Genomic DNA, 17,478 nt, shown 5'->3' on the forward strand with positions numbered 1-17,478 from the left:
CTGCCGCACTACGGAAAGCGTTGGGCTGGCTGACTGCTATTAGCGTCAGTGCCTCTTGGAGTGCAGTACGCCGTCGGTCGCCGATGACGGTTGGCCTGACTTGTCGCGCTTTTCCGCACGTTTCTCCTTGAGCGACTTACCGGATTTCTTGGTCATGCTCTGCCGCGGAGATTTATCGGACATGGAGCCCCCTTTGTTCGGGGGCCTGGATGGTCCCAATAACCCGACCATACGCGCACCGTGAACGGCCCTGCAGCGGCGCGGGTTCTGCGTTGCCGATGACGGTCTGGTTTGCGCCGTTTGTCCCGGCGGGCGCCGCGTGGCACGGACGCGCGCAGCAGCCTAGGCTGGAGGCAACACATGCCTAGGTAGCCGAGACCCGCTGCCGCACGTAGACGGATCCGGAATTCTTTTGGCTATCAATAATATTGCTGTGTACGCGCGGTTGAGTTCGGCAGACGTCGAGGCGTTCGGTGCCGAGCTGGACACCATTAGGCTCGACGTCGAGGACTCTCTAGGCGCCAAGGATGCGACCTATATCCGGCGCGTCATCATGTTCCAGCGCATTCTGGACGCCGTGGCTCGGTTGCACATTGCCGCAAGTCGGTCCAGGAGCGGCTGGGTGGTGGGGGCTGTAGCGTTGGCGTACGCGAAAATCGTTGAGAACATGGAGATTGGGCACAACGTCGGCCACGGTCAATGGGACTGGATGAACGACCCGGAAATCCATTCGACCACCTGGGAATGGGACATGGTGGGGCCGTCGGCGCAGTGGCGGTATTCGCACAACTACCGCCACCATGTGTTCACCAACGTGGTCGGTGTGGACGACGACCTTGGTTTCGGGGTGCTTCGGGTGACCCGTGATCAACCGTGGAAGCCGGAGCATCTTTGGCAGCCGCTGCGAAATCTTTTGTTGGCCTTGGTCTTCGAGTGGGGAATCGCCCGCCACGGCTATCATGCCGAGACTGAACGGACGGGCTCCGAGGACGGTAGGCGGGCTGCGAGGAAGGCGATGCTGACCAAGATTGCCCGGCAAACGGCCAAGGACTATCTCCTCGTGCCCGCGCTCAGCCTGCGCCGCTGGCGCCGAACGTTGACCGCTAACGCGATCGCCAACCTCCTGCGCAATCTCTGGTCATACGTGGTGATCTTCTGCGGACATTTTCCCGACGGCGTGCAGACCTTCGACCCCGACGTCCTGCGGTCCGAGACCAGATCGGAATGGTATCTGCGCCAGATGCTGGGCGCGGCGAACTTCAAAGCCGGTCGGGTGCTTGCATTTTCGAGCGGCAACCTGTGCTACCAGATCGAGCACCACTTGTTCCCGGATCTGCCGAGCAACCGGTACGCGGAGATCAGTGTGCGGGTACGTCAGCTCTGCAAGAAGTACGACGTGCCCTACACCACCGGCCCGCTCGCTCGGCAGTACCTGCAGACGCTCCGGACCAATTTCCGGCTGGCGCTGCCCGACGGTGTCAGCGCTCGAAAGCCCGTTTGATCTTCGCCCGCGCTTGACCGGCATCGGCGGCCCGTTGTACCGCTCCTTCGTCATTCACGTGGTTGTTGTCCGTAGCGAAGCCGAAATAGCTCCTGGCGGCATGTGAGGCGCGTTTCGCCTTGCGTGCCATGTTTTTTCCGATATTCATTGGCTATCTCTCTGTTGTTGGTTCGAGTGCATTGTGTTGGTGTTCGGATCCGGTTCCCGGCCCGCCGTCGAAGGTTTTGCCGTCGGCGCCGACGATTGTCTGGAACACGTTATGTGGCTTAGGTTTTGGCAATCGACCGCCCAGACGGGTACGTCGGCGAGTTGTGGACCACGGTGAGCCCATGGCGCCGGAGCCACCGATAACTGGGCTCGACACAACTGAAGTCCTCTGCGCGAGCCACTCTACACCCGTTTGGGCTGTACAAACGGCCAAAGTGTGGTCGGCGGGGCAGCCGCTTACCCCGCTGGGCTGGGCCGGGGGTGTAGCGTGGAAAGAGTTGGGAACCCAGTCAGCCCAGGCGTAGTCGGCCTTTCGCCGTTGAATTCCCCGAGCAGCTCGCTCGCGCCGGACACATCGGTGACAACCACGCGATGGGATCACCTTTGAATTCTCAATCCAGCCTTCAACTTTCAGATGCCCCGCGATTGCCCACGTGGCGCGCCGGCTCACCGAGCTTCGCCATGCTCAGCACATATCCGCCGACCCGATGCGGGTTGGCAACCTTCAGCGCCGCACTCACCAACGGGCTGGCGGCCAACGGAGCCGATGTCAGCGTGGTACGAGTCGCAGACGGGTCACCCACCAGTCACGGTCGTGTCATCGGTGAACTGACCAACGGATCGGCAGCGTCAGCGTCAGCGGCAGCGGACTTGCTCAGCCAGAGCGATGTTGCGGTGATCCAGCACGAGTACGGCATCTACGGTGGCCCAGACGGCGATCAAGTCGTGGACATCATCGGCGCTCTGCGGGTCCCCTCGATCGTTGTCGCGCATACGATCCCGAGGCATCCGACCAGACGTCAGCGTTCTGTGCTCGAGGCCATCGTGACGCTCGCCGACCAGGTGGTGGTGTTGTCCGATGCCGCGAGCGCGCAACTGCGTCACGGGTTCGACGTCAGCCGGCGGAAGATCAGCACGATCCCGCACGGCGCGACCGTGCCATCCGCCGGCTACACGAAGCGCAGCGGCCGGCCGACGGTGTTGACGTGGGGCCTACTGGGACCGGGCAAGGGGGTTGAACGAGTCATCGACGCGATGGGCGAGCTGCACCACCTCAATAGCCGGCCGCGTTACCTGGTTGCCGGCGAGACCCATCCAAAGGTGTTCGCCGCTGACGGCGAGGCCTACCGCAACGCTCGTATCGAGCAGGCCCGGCGCGTCGGAGTGGCCGATGCGGTCCGCTTCGACGCCAGTTACCGCGACGTGCCGTCATTGATCGAGCTGATGCTGTCCGCGGCGGTGGTCGTGCTGCCGTACGACTCCACCGATCAGGCCACCTCCGGGGTCTTGGTGGACACCATCGCCTGCGGTCGGCCGGTTGTCGCCACGGCTTTCCCACATGCGGTCGACCTGCTGTCCACCGGTGCCGGCATCGTGGTTCCGCACGATGACCCCGACGCGCTACGCACGGCGCTGCGCGCGGTACTGACTCAGCCGCGGTTGGCCGGCGCGATGTCGGCTGAGGCCCGGCGGCTGGCCCCGTCGATGTCGTGGCCGATCGTCGCCAGATCATATCAAGCTGCGGCACAACGAATTCTGGCTAAACGACCGGAGCGGGCGTGGTCGTGGTAGTGCCGGAGCCAAAGTTCGATCATCTGCTGTCGATGACTGATCGGCATGGCACCTTCGAGCATGCCTGTGGCGCCGAGCCCCGGCTCGAGCACGGTTATTGCACGGACGACATGGCTAGAGTCCTGGTAGTTGCCAGTCGTGAACCGGATGCCGGGGACGCCGTGCACGCACTGGCCAGATTGGCGGTCAAGTTCCTCAACGAGGCGCAGTCTTTCGCCGGTGCTTGCCGTAACCGGATGGACTGCAATGGTCGGTGGACCGACGACTTCGCCTTCGAGGACTGTTGGGGCAGATGCTTGTGGGGCTTGGGCACTGCCGCAGCCCACAGTGATATCGGCCTGGTTCGCAGCCTGTCGGTGGTGCAGTTCGAGCGCGCCGCACGGGGCCGATCGGTCTGGCCGCGCGCCATGGCGTTCGCTGCGCTGGGTGCCGCCGAGCTGCTGAGTGTCGTGCCCGACCACGCACCGGCGCGCCAACTCATCAACGACTACGCCGCGGCCGTTGCGGAGCCCAAGGGCGACCTCGATTGGCCATGGCCGGAGGCGCGGCTGACATATGCGAACGCGTTGCTGCCCGAGGCGATGATCGCCGCTGGCGCTGCTCTCGAGGACTCGGCGCTCAGCCAGCGCGGCCTGGAGCTGCTGGAATGGCTGATCGATTGCGAGACTGTAGACGGCCATTTGTCGGTGAGCCCGGCCGCGGGTTGGACGCCGGGGGAACCCCGGCCCGCCTTCGACCAGCAGCCCATCGAGGTGGCTACGCTGGCCGACGCGTGCGCCCGGGCGGCTGGCATCGACGCCAGCGCCATCTGGCCGAGCACCGTGCACGCAGCGGCGGCCTGGTTCGAGGGCGTCAACGACGCGGGCATCCCGATGTGGAATCCGACGACCGGCGCCGGATTCGACGGGCTGCAGGCCGACGGAGTCAACCTCAATCAGGGAGCTGAGTCGACCCTCGCGGTGCTGTCCACTCTTCAGCAAGCACGCCGTCTTGCGGCGGTGTCGCCGTGACTTCCATGCGGTCGGGGTTGATCACTCGCCTCCCGCAGCGGCTGGTGGCAGATCCGACGCGGGTCATCACCCGGCTTTTCGTTCCGGGACAGGAAGGCTTCGAACTCCAGGAATCCCGCGCCGGCGTGGTACTCGCCCGGATCCTGGCTCTGGATGAAGCAGGCGTGCGGGCGGCACTCGACAGTGTCGTCGTTCGATTCGATCATCGGCACCGCGGATTGGCCGAGACCTTTCGGCGGCACGCACACGAGCTGGCCGATCGCTTGGAGCCCGGTATCAAGGTCTCCGAGGCTCGAACGTTGTTGTTGGGCGCGACGTTCACCAACGAGTTCGCCATCGAGGCGGCCGCGCTGTGCAACCCGAGCATCGTCGCACACCCGAACCAGACCGGCACGTCCGCCGGCAGCTTGCGATTCGTTCTGAGTGTGCGAGGGATCGGCGAGGGGCATCGGTCCTCGATCGGCTTTCGTACCGGCAGCGTGGACCAGGCGGGCCGGGTCACCATCGATGACCCGGCTCCGTTCGCCACCGTCGGAACGGTGGTGCCGACGCTGCTCGACGCGGCGGTGTTCCGTACTGAGCTGGTACGGCGGGGCTACGCCGGTGAGTCTGCCGACTATGTGCTCGACGCGCTCGGTGACCGGTTCACCCGCGACGATCTGGGCGAACAGCTCGACAGGCTGCAACTGCACCGCAGTACCCGCACACATGCGCCGGGCACCATTGCTCTGATGCGAGCGATCGCGGAGCGGTCCTACGCGGTCGAATTCTCTTCTACCACAGAAGTTTCCGAGCGAGTGCTGTGGCCGGCGACCGGCGCCGAGGCGGCGGGTATGGAGGACGCGCGGTTCGTCCGCTTCGTCGACGACGACGGTGCCGCTACCTACTACGCCACCTACACCGCGTACAGCGGATCGCAGATCAGTCAGCAACTGCTGGCTACCGACGATTTTCGGTCGTTCACCTCCGTACCGATGGTTGGCCCGGCTGCCGCGAACAAAGGGCTGGCGCTCTTTCCTCGCAGGATTCGCGGGCGGTTCGCGGCCATGTCACGGTCGGATCGGGAATCAAACACGGTGGCGTACTCCGATCAGCTGTCGGTGTGGTCCGATTCCGCGCCGTGTCAGCATCCGGTAGAGGCTTGGGAGGCACTGCAATTGGGCAATTGCGGAGCGCCGATCGAGACCGAGGCAGGGTGGCTGGTGCTGACTCACGGGGTCGGTCCGATGCGCACCTACTCGATCGGAGCCATCCTGCTCGACCTGGATGATCCGACCCGGATTATTGGCCGATTGTCGGAGCCGCTGCTCAGTCCCGCATCCGACGAACAGGACGGCTACGTGCCCAACGTGGTGTATTCGTGTGGCGCGCTGGTCCATGGCGACACCCTGGTGCTGCCGTACGGCATCGGCGATGCCGCGATCGGTTTCGCCACGGTGGTGCTATCGGAGCTGTTGGCGGTACTGCGCCTCTAGGGTGGTCCTATTGCGCGCTCTTCAGCCGCACCAAACGCGTCGTCGAGCTTTCGTCCAACTCGACGACATCGGTGCGGGAGCGCAGGAAATCGCTGAAAGACTTGAATCCCAAGGCTTTTTCGCTGAACGACGGATCCATGCGTTTCATCTGCGCCTTGACCGCGGAGTTGTGCAGCCAGTCGACGTCGTCCTTCTCCAGGCCGATCTGCAGTGCGCGGGTCAGCAGGGCAGTGGCGGAGGTCTGGGGGTCTGGCTGCTCAGGCTCGGCTTTGGTGCCGCGGGCGCGTTTCGGTGGCTCAGGGGATGGCTCCAGGACGGGCACGCCGGGCAGGGCGTCGTAGGTGACGAACTCGTCGCAGGCCGCGGCGAGCGCCCGGCTCGACGACCCGGCCACCCCGATCCCCACCACATAACGGCCGAGGCGCTTGCAGCGCTGGGCCAGCGGAATGTAGTCGGAATCGCCTGCGGCGATGACGACGTGGGTGAGGTCGGGCAGCCGGAACATGTCCTCGACGGCGTCGACCGCCAACCGGATGTCGGCGCCGTTCTTGCCGTAGGCGGCAGCAGGGAACAGCTGCACGAGGTCGACAGCCCGGCCGACGAGCTGCTGCCGGTAGCCGGCATTCACCGCGGCGGACCAGTCGGCATATGCACGCGTGAGCACCAGCGTGCCGAACGACGAGGCGAAGTCGAGGACCGCGCCGACGTCGACGGTGGCCTGGGTGAGCTTGTCCGGTTCGAGTCCCTTGGCCTTGTCCTTCTGAAACGAATTGCGGCCGTGCACCTGGTCGTAGCGCGAGATGACGATGTTGTCGAAGTCGAGGTAGACCGCGACGCGGGTCGCGGTGGTGTCCGTCATGGACCCAGTCTGGTGCATCGGGGGAGCATCGTGGCGCGAAACTCGCCGGGCGCATCCTGCGTCGACATGCTTAACCTGTCGGAATGCTCACCGAACTGATCGCGCTCCCCGGCGGGTCGTACCGCATGGGTGCGCAGCACTTCTACCCGGAGGAAGCGCCGGTGCATGAGGTGACGGTCGCGCCGTTCTCGATTGAACGGCACCCGGTCACCAACGCCCAGTTCGCGGAATTCGTGGCCGAGACGGGGCACGTGACGGTCGCCGAGCAACAACTCGATCCGGCGCAGTTTCCCGGGGTCCCGGCAGAGGAACTCGTTCCCGGGGCGCTGGTGTTCCAGCCGACGGCCGGCCCGGTGGACCTGCGCAACTGGCGGGCATGGTGGACGTGGGTCCCGGGGGCGTGCTGGAAGCACCCGAAGGGGCCCGGCTCCACCATCGAGGACCGCCTCGACCATCCGGTGGTTCAGGTCGCCTACCCGGACTCCGCGGCCTACGCGGCCTACGCGGGCAGGCGGCTGCCAACCGAGGAGCAGTGGGAGTACGCGGCCCGCGCCGGTGCGACCACGGTCTATGCGTGGGGTGACGAGGTCCGGCCGGATGGGCAGCTGATGGCCAATACCTGGCAGGGCAAGTTCCCGTATCGCAACGACGGCGCCCTCGGCTGGACTGGCACCTCGCCGGTTGGCACATTCCCGCCCAACGGTTTCGGTCTGGTCGACATGATCGGCAACGTGTGGGAATGGACTCGTACCCGCTACACGCCGCGGCACCAGGCCCACGCTGAGGTGTCCGGCTGCTGCCCGCCGCCGGGCGGCGACCCGTCGGTGATGCAGACCCTCAAGGGTGGTTCGCACCTGTGCGCGCCCGAGTACTGCCACCGGTACCGGCCGGCGGCGCGGTCGTCGCAGTCGCAGGACAGTGCCACAACGCACATCGGCTTCCGGTGCATCGCCGACTGGGGTGGCGAAAGCGGCATCTAAACGCCGCCGCGTAGTCCCTGGCCTAGGGCTTTACCTGGAGGCAGGTGGCGTAACACGGTACGTATCGCCACCTGTGGACATCGGTGGCACAGTGAGGTCATGACCCGCCGCCCGCACATCCCGCCGAAGGACTTTCCCCGTCCTGCGGCCCGGGAGTATGCGGGCACCCGCGCCGACGCGGCCCGCTGGGCGCGCGATGTGCTGCGTGGCCAGATCCTCGACGGCGTGTACGGCGGCCTGGCCGCGGCCCGCCCGCTGCTGCCACCGGAGAATGAGCTGGCCGCCGAATTGGGCGTCAGCCGCAACGCAATTCGCGAGGCCCTGGAACTCCTGCGCGGCGAGGGGTTGATCACCCGCGTGCAGGGTGCCGGGACGTTCGTCACGGGGGCGAAGCTCACACAGCGGATCGACCGATTGGAAGGTCTTGCCGAATCGCTTGCCGGGCATCAACTTCCGGTGGAGAACACCGTGATGTCGGCGCGTGAGTCGGTCGCCTCACCGTTTGTCGCGGCGAAACTCCAAGTGGCCGAAGGCGCACCGATCCTGTTCATCGAGCGCCTGCGATCGGTCGGCGGGGTGCCGCTGTCGCTGGACACCACGTCGTTGCGGATCGGGGCCATCCCGGTCGACGCCAATCTGGCCGACCAGGACGTCTTCGCGCTGATCGAAACCGAACTCGGGATGCGCCTTGGCTGGGCCGAGATCACCGTGGAATCGGTCTCGGCCGACGCGGACACCGCCAAGCTCCTGCAAATCCGTGCCGGTGCACCGCTTCTGCTGCTGCACCGGCTGACCCACCTCGAAGACGGCACACCCTTTGACCTCGAGACGGTGCGCTACCGCGGCGACCGTTGCTCGTTGATCACCACCGCCGCAAGGGATTCCGCACCGCCGCCACCGTAGCCGGCACCTCTGCAGTCCAATCACCCAATCCCCTTACCGATTAACGCAATCGATAGAGAGGCAGTACAACCATGCCCGAACAACCCAACATCGTCTATTTTCACGTCGACAATCTCGGCATGGGGGAGCTCGGCTGCTACGGCGGCGGCATCCTGCGCGGGGCCGACACGGTGCGCATGGACGCCTTTGCCGCCGAATCGCTCAAGCTGTCGCACTTCGTCGTCGAACCGCAGTGCACGCCCACCCGGTCGGCGTTGATGACCGGTCGGTACCCCATCAGGTCCGGCAACCACACCATCGCGCTCGGCGGCAACGGCGGCGGCATCGTGGCCTGGGAGCGCACCATGGGCGACATCTTGTCCGAATCCGGCTATGCCACAGCATGTTTCGGAAAGTGGCACATCGGTGCCGAGGACGGCCGCTGGCCGACCGATCACGGCTTCGATGAGTGGTACGGCCCGGCGCGCACCTACGACGAGTGCCTGTGGCCTGACGACCCCTGGTACAAGGCCGAACGCGACGGCTACTCCTACATGTACGACGGCACCAAAGAAGACGGCGTCACGACCACCGACCAGCAGCTGACGGTCAAGCTCAAGGGCGAGGTGGACGGCGAATACGACCGCCGGGCAAAGGCGTTCATGAAGCGCAGCGTCGATGCGGGCAAGCCGTTCTACCTGTATCACAACCACTCGCTGATGCATTTCCCGATGGAGGTTCGTCCGGAGTTCAAGGGCAAGAGCACCAATGGAAACTGGGGTGACTCGCTGCTGATGCTCGACCACGACTTCGGCAGCATCCTGGACTACCTGACTGAACTCGGCATCGAGGACAACACCATCGTGATCATGGCCGGGGACAACGGCGCCGAGGACCATCTGGCCGGCCGGGGTACCGCGGGCTTCTTCGACGGCTCCTACTTCAGCTCGGCCGAGGGCGGCATCCGGACACCGTGCCTGATCCGGTGGCCCGGCCACGTGCCGGTGCGGGAGAGCAACGAGATGGTGCATGTCACCGACATGTTCCCGACCCTGCTGCGCTGGGTGGGCTGCGACGTACCCGACGACCGGATTATCGACGGCATCGATCAGCGCGAATTCTTCGGCGGGGCAGAGGAATCCAAGCGCGAAGGCTGCATGGTCTGGCTCAATGAAGAGCTGCACGCGGTGAAGTGGTCGCAGTTCAAGATCAACTTCAAGCGGCAGCAGCATTTCCACGACCCGGAGATTCCGCTCGGCTTCGCCCGCATCACCAACCTCCTCGAGGACCCGAAGGAGCGCGAGGCCGTCAACCAGACCTGGGTGCGGTGGTGGGTGATGCAACACGCCTACCGGTTCATTCAGGAGTTCGAGGCCAGCGTCGAGACTGAGCAGCTCATCCCGGCAGGCGCGCCCATCGATTTCGTCCCCGCCCGCAACCAGTAGCACCAGACCAGCGCGGCCCCTGCACGCCAGGGGCCGTGCTCGACTGTAGGAGGAGTGCAGCCGTGTCCAGCTATGGCGCCCAATCGATCACGATTCTCGAAGGGCTCGACGTCGTACGGAAACGTCCGGGGATGTACATCGGGTCGACCAGCGAGCGCGGCCTGCACCACATGGTGTGGGAGGTGGTCGACAACGGCGTGGACGAGGCCATGGCCGGCCACGCCAGCCGCGTCGATGTCACCCTGCTCGCCGACGGCGGTGTCGAGGTCAGCGACGACGGCCGCGGCATCCCGGTTGCCATGCACCAGACCGGGATTCCCACTGTCGACGTCGTGATGACCCAGCTGCACGCGGGCGGCAAGTTCGACGGCGAGTCCTATCAGGTGTCTGGTGGTCTGCACGGCGTCGGGGTCTCGGTGGTCAACGCGTTGTCGACGCGGCTGGAGGTGCGCATCCACCGGGACGGGCACGAATGGTTCCAGCATTACGACCGCTCGGTGCCCGGCACCCTGCTGAAGGGCAGTCCCTCCACCTGTACCGGCACCACCGTCCGATTCTGGTCGGACCCAGAGATATTCGAGACCACCGAGTACAACGCCGAGACCATTGCCCGCCGGCTGCAGGAGATGGCCTTCCTCAACAAGGGGCTGGTGCTGTCGCTGACCGACCGCCGTGTGCCCGACGCCGAGACCCGCGTCTTCCATCACCCGGGCGGGTTGATCGACTACGTCCACCACATCAACCGGGTGAAACAGCCCATCCAGCCGAGCATCATCGCGTTCGACGGGGCGGGTCCCGGTCATGAGGTCGAGATCGCGATGCAGTGGAACGCCGGGTATTCGGAGTCGGTGCACACTTTCGCGAACACCATCAACACGCATGAGGGTGGTACGCACGAAGAGGGCTTCCGCGCGGCGTTGACGAGCGTGGTGAACAAGTACGCGCGCGACAAGAAGCTGCTGAAGGAAAAGGAAGCCAACCTCACCGGTGACGACATCCGGGAGGGGCTGGCCGCGATCATCTCCGTCAAGGTCGCCGAACCGCAGTTCGAAGGGCAGACCAAGACCAAGCTTGGGAACGCCGCCATCCGGTCGTTCGTGCAGAAGGTCTGCCATGAGGAGCTGACGCACTGGTTCGAGGCGAATCCGGCGGAATCGAAGGTCATCATCACCAAGGTGGCGTCCTCGGCGCAGGCTCGGGTCGCCGCGCGTAAGGCGCGTGAGTTGGTGCGCCGTAAGAGTGCGACCGACATCGGCGGTCTGCCGGGCAAGCTGGCCGACTGCCGTTCCACCGACCCGAGGAGGTCGGAACTGTATGTGGTGGAGGGCGATTCGGCCGGTGGCTCGGCCAAGAGCGGTCGCGACTCGATGTTCCAGGCGATCCTGCCGCTGCGTGGAAAGATCATCAACGTCGAGAAGGCCCGCATCGACCGCGTGCTCAAGAACAACGAAGTCCAGGCCATCATTACCGCGTTGGGCACGGGTATTCACGACGAGTTCGACCTGTCGAAGCTGCGGTACCACAAGATCGTGCTGATGGCCGACGCCGACGTCGACGGCCAGCACATCTCCACGTTGCTGCTGACCTTGTTGTTCCGCTTCATGCGACCGCTCATCGAGCACGGTCATGTGTTCCTGGCTCAGCCGCCGCTGTACAAACTGAAATGGCAACGCGGCGAACCCGAATTCGCGTACTCCGACCGTCACCGCGACGCGCTCTTGGATGCGGGGCTGAAGGCGGGGAAGAAGATCAACAAGGATGACGGCATCCAACGTTACAAGGGTCTGGGTGAGATGGACGCCAAGGAGCTGTGGGAGACCACCATGGATCCGTCCGTCCGGGTCTTGCGTCAGGTCACTCTCGACGACGCCGCGGCCGCCGACGAACTGTTCTCGATCCTGATGGGGGAGGACGTCGAGGCGCGGCGGAGTTTTATCGTGCGCAACGCCAAGGACATTCGATTCCTGGACGTGTGATCGGCTAACCGAGTGGCATCAGGTAGGCCAGCACCAGCGCGCCTTCGGCGATCACCGCGAGGCCGACCACTGGTAGGTAGCGCATTCCGGAGTAGTCTCCGCGGGCCAGCTGCCGCCGTCGGCTCGCGCCAAGCCCCCAGACCACCACGGCGAGCACCGCGACCGCGGCAACGAGGGCAATTCGTGGCACGTCGTGACGGACATTGAATGTATCGGCGTTGCGCAGCAACACCAGAACACCCGAGGTGGCGATCGCCAGCCCCGTGCGATTCCAGGCGAGCGCCGTGCGTTCGGCCTGCAGTCCGCGATCCTGGGGGAGCGTCATCGCACCGTGGCGGTGATCGCCAGGACGACGGTGACCAGTCCGATCAGCGTCAGACCGGTGGTCAGGAAGGTGGGGGCGGAGGCTTGCGGCAGCGGCTCGTCGTTCCGGATGGCCCGGTCCACCTGGCTCCAGCGCCGCAGCCCCGCGACCGCCGTCAGGACCGCCATAACCCCGACGCCGACGCCCAGGACGTGCCGCAGGCCCGGTATGGCCAGTTCCGGCATGAACTGAACAACCGCCACCGCGGCGGCCATCAGGCCAAGCGACGTGCGCTGCCATGCCAAGAACGTGCGTTCATTGGCGAGGGTAAACCGGTAATCGGGCTCGATCTGGGTACGCGCCGCCGTCACACTCGAAATGTCCATGGCTACAAGGCTTTCCGAAATCTCTGTGTCGTGCCAGGGTAGCGGAGGTAGCGTAACAGAGTCTTCACACGCGGCATCGGTGCCGCGGCGCAATCGGTGCGAATAGGCATCTGACCTGCGGTTTCGACCTACACAGATGGCGTAACTACCGCGCAACCTCAGATGACAGCGAGGTAACAGACACGGTCGACTCTTGTGGACATGGACGAGCAACAACGCACTGGCAGCCGGTGGCAGGCCCGGTCGGTTGCTCTGCTGACCGCGCTCACGGTTGGTGGGGCGGGGCTGCTGACCGGGTGCGGGCTGCTGTCGGAACCGACTGTCGTCGTCAACGTCGGCTACCAATCCAAGACCATCAACACCGTCAACGCCGGCACGCTGCTGCGTGACCGTGGCGACTTCGAGAATCAGCTCAACGCGCTCGGCGCGGCCACCAACACGAAGTACCGGGTGGTGTGGCAGGACTTCGCGTCCGGCGCTCCGCTGACGGCGCAGATGATCGCCACCCATGTCGACATCGGATCGATGGGCGACTACCCGCTGCTGACCAACGGTTCCAAGACGCACAAATATGATGACGCGGCAACGGAATTGGTCGCCACCACCGGCTACAACCTCCGTGGATCGCTGAATCAGGTGGTGGTCCGGTCGGACTCGTCGGCCCGCACCCTCGCCGACCTGACCGGCAAGAAGGTGTCCACCAGTCTGGGATCGGCCGGCGACGGGATGTTCTCGGCCGCGGTGAAAACCGTTGGTGTCAGCAGGGACTCGGTGCACGTCGTCAATCAGGATCCTTCGGTCGGTGCGTCGTCCATCGATGGCGGTCAGGTCGACGCCCTCGCGCAGTTCGTGCCGTGGCCGCAACTGGTGATCTACCGCAACCAGGGGCGCCTGCTGTACGACGGCGGCGACAACAACGTGCCCACTTTCCATGGCGTCGTCGCACGTCGGCAGTTCGTCGACGGCCACCCGGAAGTGCTGGCGGCGTTCCTGCGGGCCATGAAGAGCACCACCGATGAGATCGTCGCGCATCCACTCAACGCGGCTCTGCGGGTCAGTGCGCTGACCGGGATCGAGCCCGAAGTGATCTATCTGTACAACGGCCCCGACGGCCTCGTGAGTTTCGACATGACGCTTAAGGATCGAGTGCTCGCGGCATTCAAGCCGATCAAGACCTACCTGGTCAGCCGCGGCGCGGTGACAAAGGATTTCGATGTTCCCGGCTTCATCAACGACACATACCTGCGGCAGTTGTTCGGGCCTGACTACGCGCAGCGGCAGGCCAGCGTGGCCAATCCGATGACGCTCACCGGCTTCGACGAGGTATGCGGACTCCCGGTCAGCGACGCGGCGCAGGCCTCCGAGCTGTGGGCATCCGGCACCGCCACCGAGGTTTCCGCCACGCCCAGCTGCCTGCTGCGCCGGCTGGCCGCGACACCGCATGTCCGGGCCGCCTACGTGCCCGACACGTTGACCGGGCTGCGCATCTTCGCCGATCACGCTGTCTGGCTTCAGGATCCGGACGCTCCGCCGACCCAACGGTACAAACCGTTCGCCACCGCCGCAGGTGCGGACACTTACCGGACCAATCACCCACAAGCAGCCGCCATCGGCTACACCGCCGCCATCGGCCAATCCCGCACCGCGGGCTAGTCACACCAGCAGGAGAGAAAGGAACCCCATGACCGAGCTCATGACCCGACCCACGTTGGCCGTACCTCGCCTGTGGTCACCGGCGAACCGGACCGGAAAACCGATGCGGCACAAGATGGCTGACGTGATGTCTGCGCCCGCCGCCCGGCGAATCCCGGCGCTGCTGCTGCCGCTGATTCCGATCGCCGTCTTCCTGACGCTCTGGCAGCTGCTGACCGCCCACAACGTCGTCGCATGGCTGCGGTTCAACCGGATGCCGGCACCGGGGGCCGTGTTCCATACGTTGATGACGCGGGCCAGTTCGGGCGCCTTCTATGACGACCTGCTGGCGAGCCTGCAACGCATCCTGCTGGGCTTCGGTCTGGCGGCCGTGGTCGGCATCGGGTTGGGCGTGCTGATCGGCCGCTCGGAGATCGCCCGAATGACGTTGCGGCCGTTCATCGAACTGATCCGTCCCATCCCCGCGATCGCGCTGGTACCGCTCACCATCCTGTTGTTCCCGTCCAGCGAGCAGGGCATCGTGTTCATCACCTTCTTCGCCGCGTTCTTCCCCGTGGTGGTCAGCACCATCCATGCCATGGACTCGATGCCGAAGGTGTGGGAGGAAGCCGCGCAGACCATGGGTGCCGGACGAATGTCGTTGCTGCTCCACGTGATCATCCCGGGTGCGCTGCCGGGGATTTTCGCCGGACTCTCGGTGGCCATGGGCGTGGCCTGGATCTGCGTCGTCAGCGCCGAGATGATCTCGGGCCAATACGGCATCGGCTACTACACCTGGCAGGCCTACGGCTTGCTGGACTACGCCGGCGTGGTGGTCGGCATGATCTCCATCGGCGTGCTGGGACTCGGTACCGCGTGGCTGGTGGAACGGGTCGGACGGCGGGTCAACCGCTGGCTGCCGAGGGCCGCCCGATGAGCGCCGGCGCCGTCAACCTCCAGCAGTTGCAGCTGGGCTTCAACGGGGTGGTCGCGGCCAACATCAGCCTGGCCGTCGAGGGCGGTGAAGTGGTCGTCTTCCTCGGGCCGTCCGGGTGCGGCAAGTCGACCATCCTGCGGGCGCTGGCCGGGCTGCTCAAGCCCATGGGCGGCACCGCCACGGTGGACGGTGCGCCCGTCACCGGCAATGCGGCCCAGTGCGCCATGGTGTTTCAGGAGGATGCGCTGTTCCCGTGGCGCAGCGCGCTCAAGAACGTCGAGTTCCCGCTCAAGCTCCGGGGCGTGCGCGGTAAGGAGCTCAAGGAGACGGCAACGGCCCGGCTCGAGCAAGTTGGGCTGGGGGCGTACCTGCACCATCTGCCGAGCCAGCTCTCGGGCGGCATGCGCCAGCGGGTGCAGCTGGCCCGCACGCTGGCCTGCAAGCCGCGGGTGATGCTGATGGACGAGCCGTTCGGCGCCCTGGACGCGCAGACGCGGCTGGAGATGCAGCAGTTGCTGATGTCGGTATGGGAGGACCATAAGATGACGCTGCTGTTCGTCACCCATGACGTCGACGAGGCGCTGCTGTTGGCTGACCGCGTTGTGCTGCTGAGCCACCGGCCCGCCACTGTCGCCGACGTCATCACCATCGAGCAGCCCCGCACCCCCGAGGCGCAATTCGAGGAGTCCTACCAGCGGCGCCGCCGCGCCATCTTGGACTTCCTCGGCCACCGCCCGGCCGCCTGACCAAACTGGCTTCCCGCCAAGGAGATTTGATGAGCATCACCCTGCCTGGGTTCCGCGCGCCCGCATCCCGTCCCGATCGGCCGTCCCTGCGCTCACCCGCCGTGCTGCGCACCGAGGTGCTGGCGGGCCTGGTGGTCGGGCTGGCGCTGATCCCGGAGGCCATCGCCTTCTCCGTCATCGCGGGTGTCGATCCTCGCGTCGGGCTGTTCTCGTCGGTGACCATGGCCATCACCATCGCGTTCGCCGGGGGACGCCCGGCCATGGTGTCGGCGGCGACGGCGGCGGTGGCCCTGGTCGTGGCGCCGGTGGCCCACGAGCACGGCGTCGGGTATCTCGTCGCCACCATCGCGCTGGCTGGGGTGATCCAGATGCTGCTGGCGTTCCTCGGGGTGGCCAAGCTGATGCGCTTCATTCCGCGCAGCGTGATGGTCGGCTTCGTCAACGCGCTCGCGATCCTGGTGTTCGTCGCCCAGCTGCGGCACCTGATCGACGTGCCCTGGCTGGTGTATCCGCTCACCGCGGCCGGCATCGCGTTGATGGTGCTGCTGCCCAAACTGACCACCGCGGTGCCGCCGCCACTGGTCGTGGTGCTGGTGCTGACGGTGGCCGTCGTGGCCTTTGGCTGGCACGTGCCCAACGTGGGAGACCAAGGGGCCCTGCCGGATTCGCTGCCGCTACCCGGCATCCCGCATGTGCCGTTCAACCTGCACATGCTGCAGGTCATCGCACCGTACGCGTTGGGGGCGGCGCTGGTCGGGCTGCTGGAATCGTTGATGACGGCCAAGCTGGTCGACGACATCACCGACACCCCATCGAACAAGACCCGGGAGGCCTGCGGGCAGGGCATCGCCAACGTGGTGACCGCGCTGTTCGGCGGCATGGGCGGGTGCGCGGTGGTGGGGCAGACGATGATGAACGTCAAGATAGCCGGTGCCCGGACCCGGCTCTCGACCTTGCTCACCGGGGTCTTCGTGCTGATCCTGGTGCTGGCCCTCGGCGACCTGGTCGGCCGGATTCCGATGGCGGCGCTGGTCGCGGTGATGGTCGTGGTCTCGGCGGCCACCTTCGACTGGCACAGTGTCGCGCCGCGCACGCTGAAAGTGTTGCCGCGCAGCGAAACTCTGGTCATGGTCATCACCGTCTGCGCGACGGTCGCCACCGGGAATCTGGCCATCGGCGTCGCCCTCGGCGTGCTGGCCGCGATGGTGGCGTTCGCGCGCCGCGTCGCGCATTTCACGTCGGTGTCGGTGCTGGAACCGGGGAACTACCGAGTGTGTGGTGACCTGTTCTTCGTGTCCAGCAATGACCTGGTGCACCAGTTCGACTACGCGGGTGACCCCGCCGAAGTCGTCGTCGACTTGTCGGGCACCGCGGTATGGGATGCCTCGTCCGTCGCGACGCTGGACGCGATCCGGATGAAGTACGCGTCGCGAGGGAAGACGGTGCGGTTCATTGGTCTGGATGACGCGAGCGCGGACCGGCTGACCCGGTTGTCGGGACGTCTCGGGGTTTAGTGGTCTGGGTTTGCGGTGGTGCGCCATGATGGAGGCGTGAACGTGAACTGGC

General features: G+C 65.7%; 16 protein-coding genes. 12 read left to right on the forward strand and 4 right to left on the reverse strand.

The features are described from left to right. Positions 1-45: 45 nt before the first annotated feature. Positions 46-183 carry a hypothetical protein gene (locus AC3WTE_RS29425; RefSeq protein WP_492442986.1) on the reverse strand — a complete coding sequence of 46 codons (138 nt, stop codon included), beginning with the start codon at positions 181-183 and terminating at the stop codon, positions 46-48. Positions 184-412: 229 nt separating this feature from the next. Here AC3WTE_RS29425 and AC3WTE_RS29430 point away from each other — a divergent pair, with 229 nt between their 5' ends. The 4 genes from AC3WTE_RS29430 (at position 413) to AC3WTE_RS29445 (ending at position 5,765) form a co-directional block, all read left to right on the forward strand. Further along, the gene (locus AC3WTE_RS29430) at positions 413-1,501 is read left to right on the forward strand and encodes a fatty acid desaturase family protein (protein WP_492442987.1); all 1,089 of its coding nucleotides are present in this window, start codon (positions 413-415) and stop codon (positions 1,499-1,501) included. A gap of 669 nt (positions 1,502-2,170) precedes the next feature. Continuing rightward, complete coding sequence (locus AC3WTE_RS29435; RefSeq protein ID WP_492442988.1) at positions 2,171-3,280, forward strand: glycosyltransferase; 1,110 nt, start codon at positions 2,171-2,173, stop codon at positions 3,278-3,280. A 32-nt stretch (positions 3,281-3,312) separates the two neighbouring features. Then, a complete protein-coding gene (locus AC3WTE_RS29440; protein WP_492442989.1) occupies positions 3,313-4,290 on the forward strand; it encodes a glycosyltransferase in 978 nt (325 codons plus the stop codon). 5 nt (positions 4,291-4,295) lie between these two features. Next, positions 4,296-5,765: a glycoside hydrolase family 130 protein gene (locus AC3WTE_RS29445; protein WP_492443018.1), complete on the forward strand. Its 1,470-nt coding sequence runs from the start codon at positions 4,296-4,298 to the stop codon at positions 5,763-5,765. A gap of 7 nt (positions 5,766-5,772) precedes the next feature. Here AC3WTE_RS29445 and AC3WTE_RS29450 read toward each other — a convergent pair whose 3' ends face one another. Further along, positions 5,773-6,624 (reverse strand): NYN domain-containing protein, encoded by an 852-nt coding sequence (locus AC3WTE_RS29450; protein WP_492442990.1) that lies wholly within the window; start codon positions 6,622-6,624, stop codon positions 5,773-5,775. A gap of 83 nt (positions 6,625-6,707) precedes the next feature. Between AC3WTE_RS29450 and AC3WTE_RS29455 the strand changes: the two genes are divergently transcribed. The 4 genes from AC3WTE_RS29455 to gyrB all read left to right on the forward strand — a co-directional run bounded on the left by AC3WTE_RS29455 (position 6,708) and on the right by gyrB (position 11,907). Then, a complete protein-coding gene (locus AC3WTE_RS29455) occupies positions 6,708-7,604 on the forward strand; it encodes a formylglycine-generating enzyme family protein (protein WP_492442991.1) in 897 nt (298 codons plus the stop codon). 198 nt (positions 7,605-7,802) lie between these two features. After that, complete coding sequence (locus AC3WTE_RS29460) at positions 7,803-8,507, forward strand: GntR family transcriptional regulator (protein ID WP_492443019.1); 705 nt, start codon at positions 7,803-7,805, stop codon at positions 8,505-8,507. Between the two features lie 71 nt (positions 8,508-8,578). Next, the gene (locus AC3WTE_RS29465; protein ID WP_492442992.1) at positions 8,579-9,931 is read left to right on the forward strand and encodes an arylsulfatase; all 1,353 of its coding nucleotides are present in this window, start codon (positions 8,579-8,581) and stop codon (positions 9,929-9,931) included. 62 nt (positions 9,932-9,993) lie between these two features. Continuing rightward, entirely contained in the window at positions 9,994-11,907 is a 1,914-nt protein-coding gene (gene gyrB / locus AC3WTE_RS29470) for a DNA topoisomerase (ATP-hydrolyzing) subunit B (protein WP_492442993.1), read from the forward strand. A gap of 4 nt (positions 11,908-11,911) precedes the next feature. Here the strand turns inward: gyrB and AC3WTE_RS29475 are convergent, their stop codons facing one another. Both AC3WTE_RS29475 and AC3WTE_RS29480 read right to left on the reverse strand, forming a co-directional pair. Further along, on the reverse strand, positions 11,912-12,232 hold the full coding sequence (locus AC3WTE_RS29475; RefSeq protein WP_492442994.1) for a DUF202 domain-containing protein: 321 nt from the start codon (positions 12,230-12,232) through the stop codon (positions 11,912-11,914). After that, a complete protein-coding gene (locus AC3WTE_RS29480) occupies positions 12,229-12,597 on the reverse strand; it encodes a YidH family protein (protein ID WP_492442995.1) in 369 nt (122 codons plus the stop codon). The genes AC3WTE_RS29475 and AC3WTE_RS29480 overlap by 4 nt, the downstream gene beginning before the upstream one ends. A gap of 201 nt (positions 12,598-12,798) precedes the next feature. Here AC3WTE_RS29480 and AC3WTE_RS29485 point away from each other — a divergent pair, with 201 nt between their 5' ends. The 4 genes from AC3WTE_RS29485 (at position 12,799) to AC3WTE_RS29500 (ending at position 17,426) form a co-directional block, all read left to right on the forward strand. Next, on the forward strand, positions 12,799-14,250 hold the full coding sequence (locus tag AC3WTE_RS29485; protein ID WP_492442996.1) for an ABC transporter substrate-binding protein: 1,452 nt from the start codon (positions 12,799-12,801) through the stop codon (positions 14,248-14,250). A gap of 103 nt (positions 14,251-14,353) precedes the next feature. Beyond that, complete coding sequence (locus AC3WTE_RS29490) at positions 14,354-15,166, forward strand: ABC transporter permease (protein ID WP_492443020.1); 813 nt, start codon at positions 14,354-14,356, stop codon at positions 15,164-15,166. Further along, entirely contained in the window at positions 15,163-15,912 is a 750-nt protein-coding gene (locus tag AC3WTE_RS29495; RefSeq protein WP_492442997.1) for an ABC transporter ATP-binding protein, read from the forward strand. The genes AC3WTE_RS29490 and AC3WTE_RS29495 overlap by 4 nt, the downstream gene beginning before the upstream one ends. 29 nt (positions 15,913-15,941) lie before the next feature. Next, complete coding sequence (locus AC3WTE_RS29500) at positions 15,942-17,426, forward strand: SulP family inorganic anion transporter (RefSeq protein ID WP_492442998.1); 1,485 nt, start codon at positions 15,942-15,944, stop codon at positions 17,424-17,426. Positions 17,427-17,478: the final 52 nt, after the last annotated feature.

The organism is Mycobacterium sp. FW102-FHT13B02, from assembly GCF_058790275.1.

Excerpts from the sequence above, each read along its gene's own strand:
- AC3WTE_RS29465 (WP_492442992.1), top strand. The coding sequence starts at position 8,579 with ATGCCCGAACAACCCAACATCGTCTATTTTCACGTCGACAATCTCGGC.
- AC3WTE_RS29490 (WP_492443020.1), top strand. The coding sequence starts at position 14,354 with ATGCGGCACAAGATGGCTGACGTGATGTCTGCGCCCGCCGCCCGGCGA.
- AC3WTE_RS29435 (WP_492442988.1), top strand. The coding sequence starts at position 2,171 with ATGCTCAGCACATATCCGCCGACCCGATGCGGGTTGGCAACCTTCAGC.
- AC3WTE_RS29475 (WP_492442994.1), bottom strand. The coding sequence starts at position 12,232 with ATGACGCTCCCCCAGGATCGCGGACTGCAGGCCGAACGCACGGCGCTC.
- AC3WTE_RS29445 (WP_492443018.1), top strand. The coding sequence starts at position 4,296 with ATGCGGTCGGGGTTGATCACTCGCCTCCCGCAGCGGCTGGTGGCAGAT.
- AC3WTE_RS29500 (WP_492442998.1), top strand. The coding sequence starts at position 15,942 with ATGAGCATCACCCTGCCTGGGTTCCGCGCGCCCGCATCCCGTCCCGAT.
- AC3WTE_RS29495 (WP_492442997.1), top strand. The coding sequence starts at position 15,163 with ATGAGCGCCGGCGCCGTCAACCTCCAGCAGTTGCAGCTGGGCTTCAAC.
- AC3WTE_RS29485 (WP_492442996.1), top strand. The coding sequence starts at position 12,799 with ATGGACGAGCAACAACGCACTGGCAGCCGGTGGCAGGCCCGGTCGGTT.
- AC3WTE_RS29455 (WP_492442991.1), top strand. The coding sequence starts at position 6,708 with ATGCTCACCGAACTGATCGCGCTCCCCGGCGGGTCGTACCGCATGGGT.
- AC3WTE_RS29480 (WP_492442995.1), bottom strand. The coding sequence starts at position 12,597 with ATGGACATTTCGAGTGTGACGGCGGCGCGTACCCAGATCGAGCCCGAT.
- AC3WTE_RS29440 (WP_492442989.1), top strand. The coding sequence starts at position 3,313 with ATGACTGATCGGCATGGCACCTTCGAGCATGCCTGTGGCGCCGAGCCC.
- AC3WTE_RS29450 (WP_492442990.1), bottom strand. The coding sequence starts at position 6,624 with ATGACGGACACCACCGCGACCCGCGTCGCGGTCTACCTCGACTTCGAC.
- AC3WTE_RS29425 (WP_492442986.1), bottom strand. The coding sequence starts at position 183 with ATGTCCGATAAATCTCCGCGGCAGAGCATGACCAAGAAATCCGGTAAG.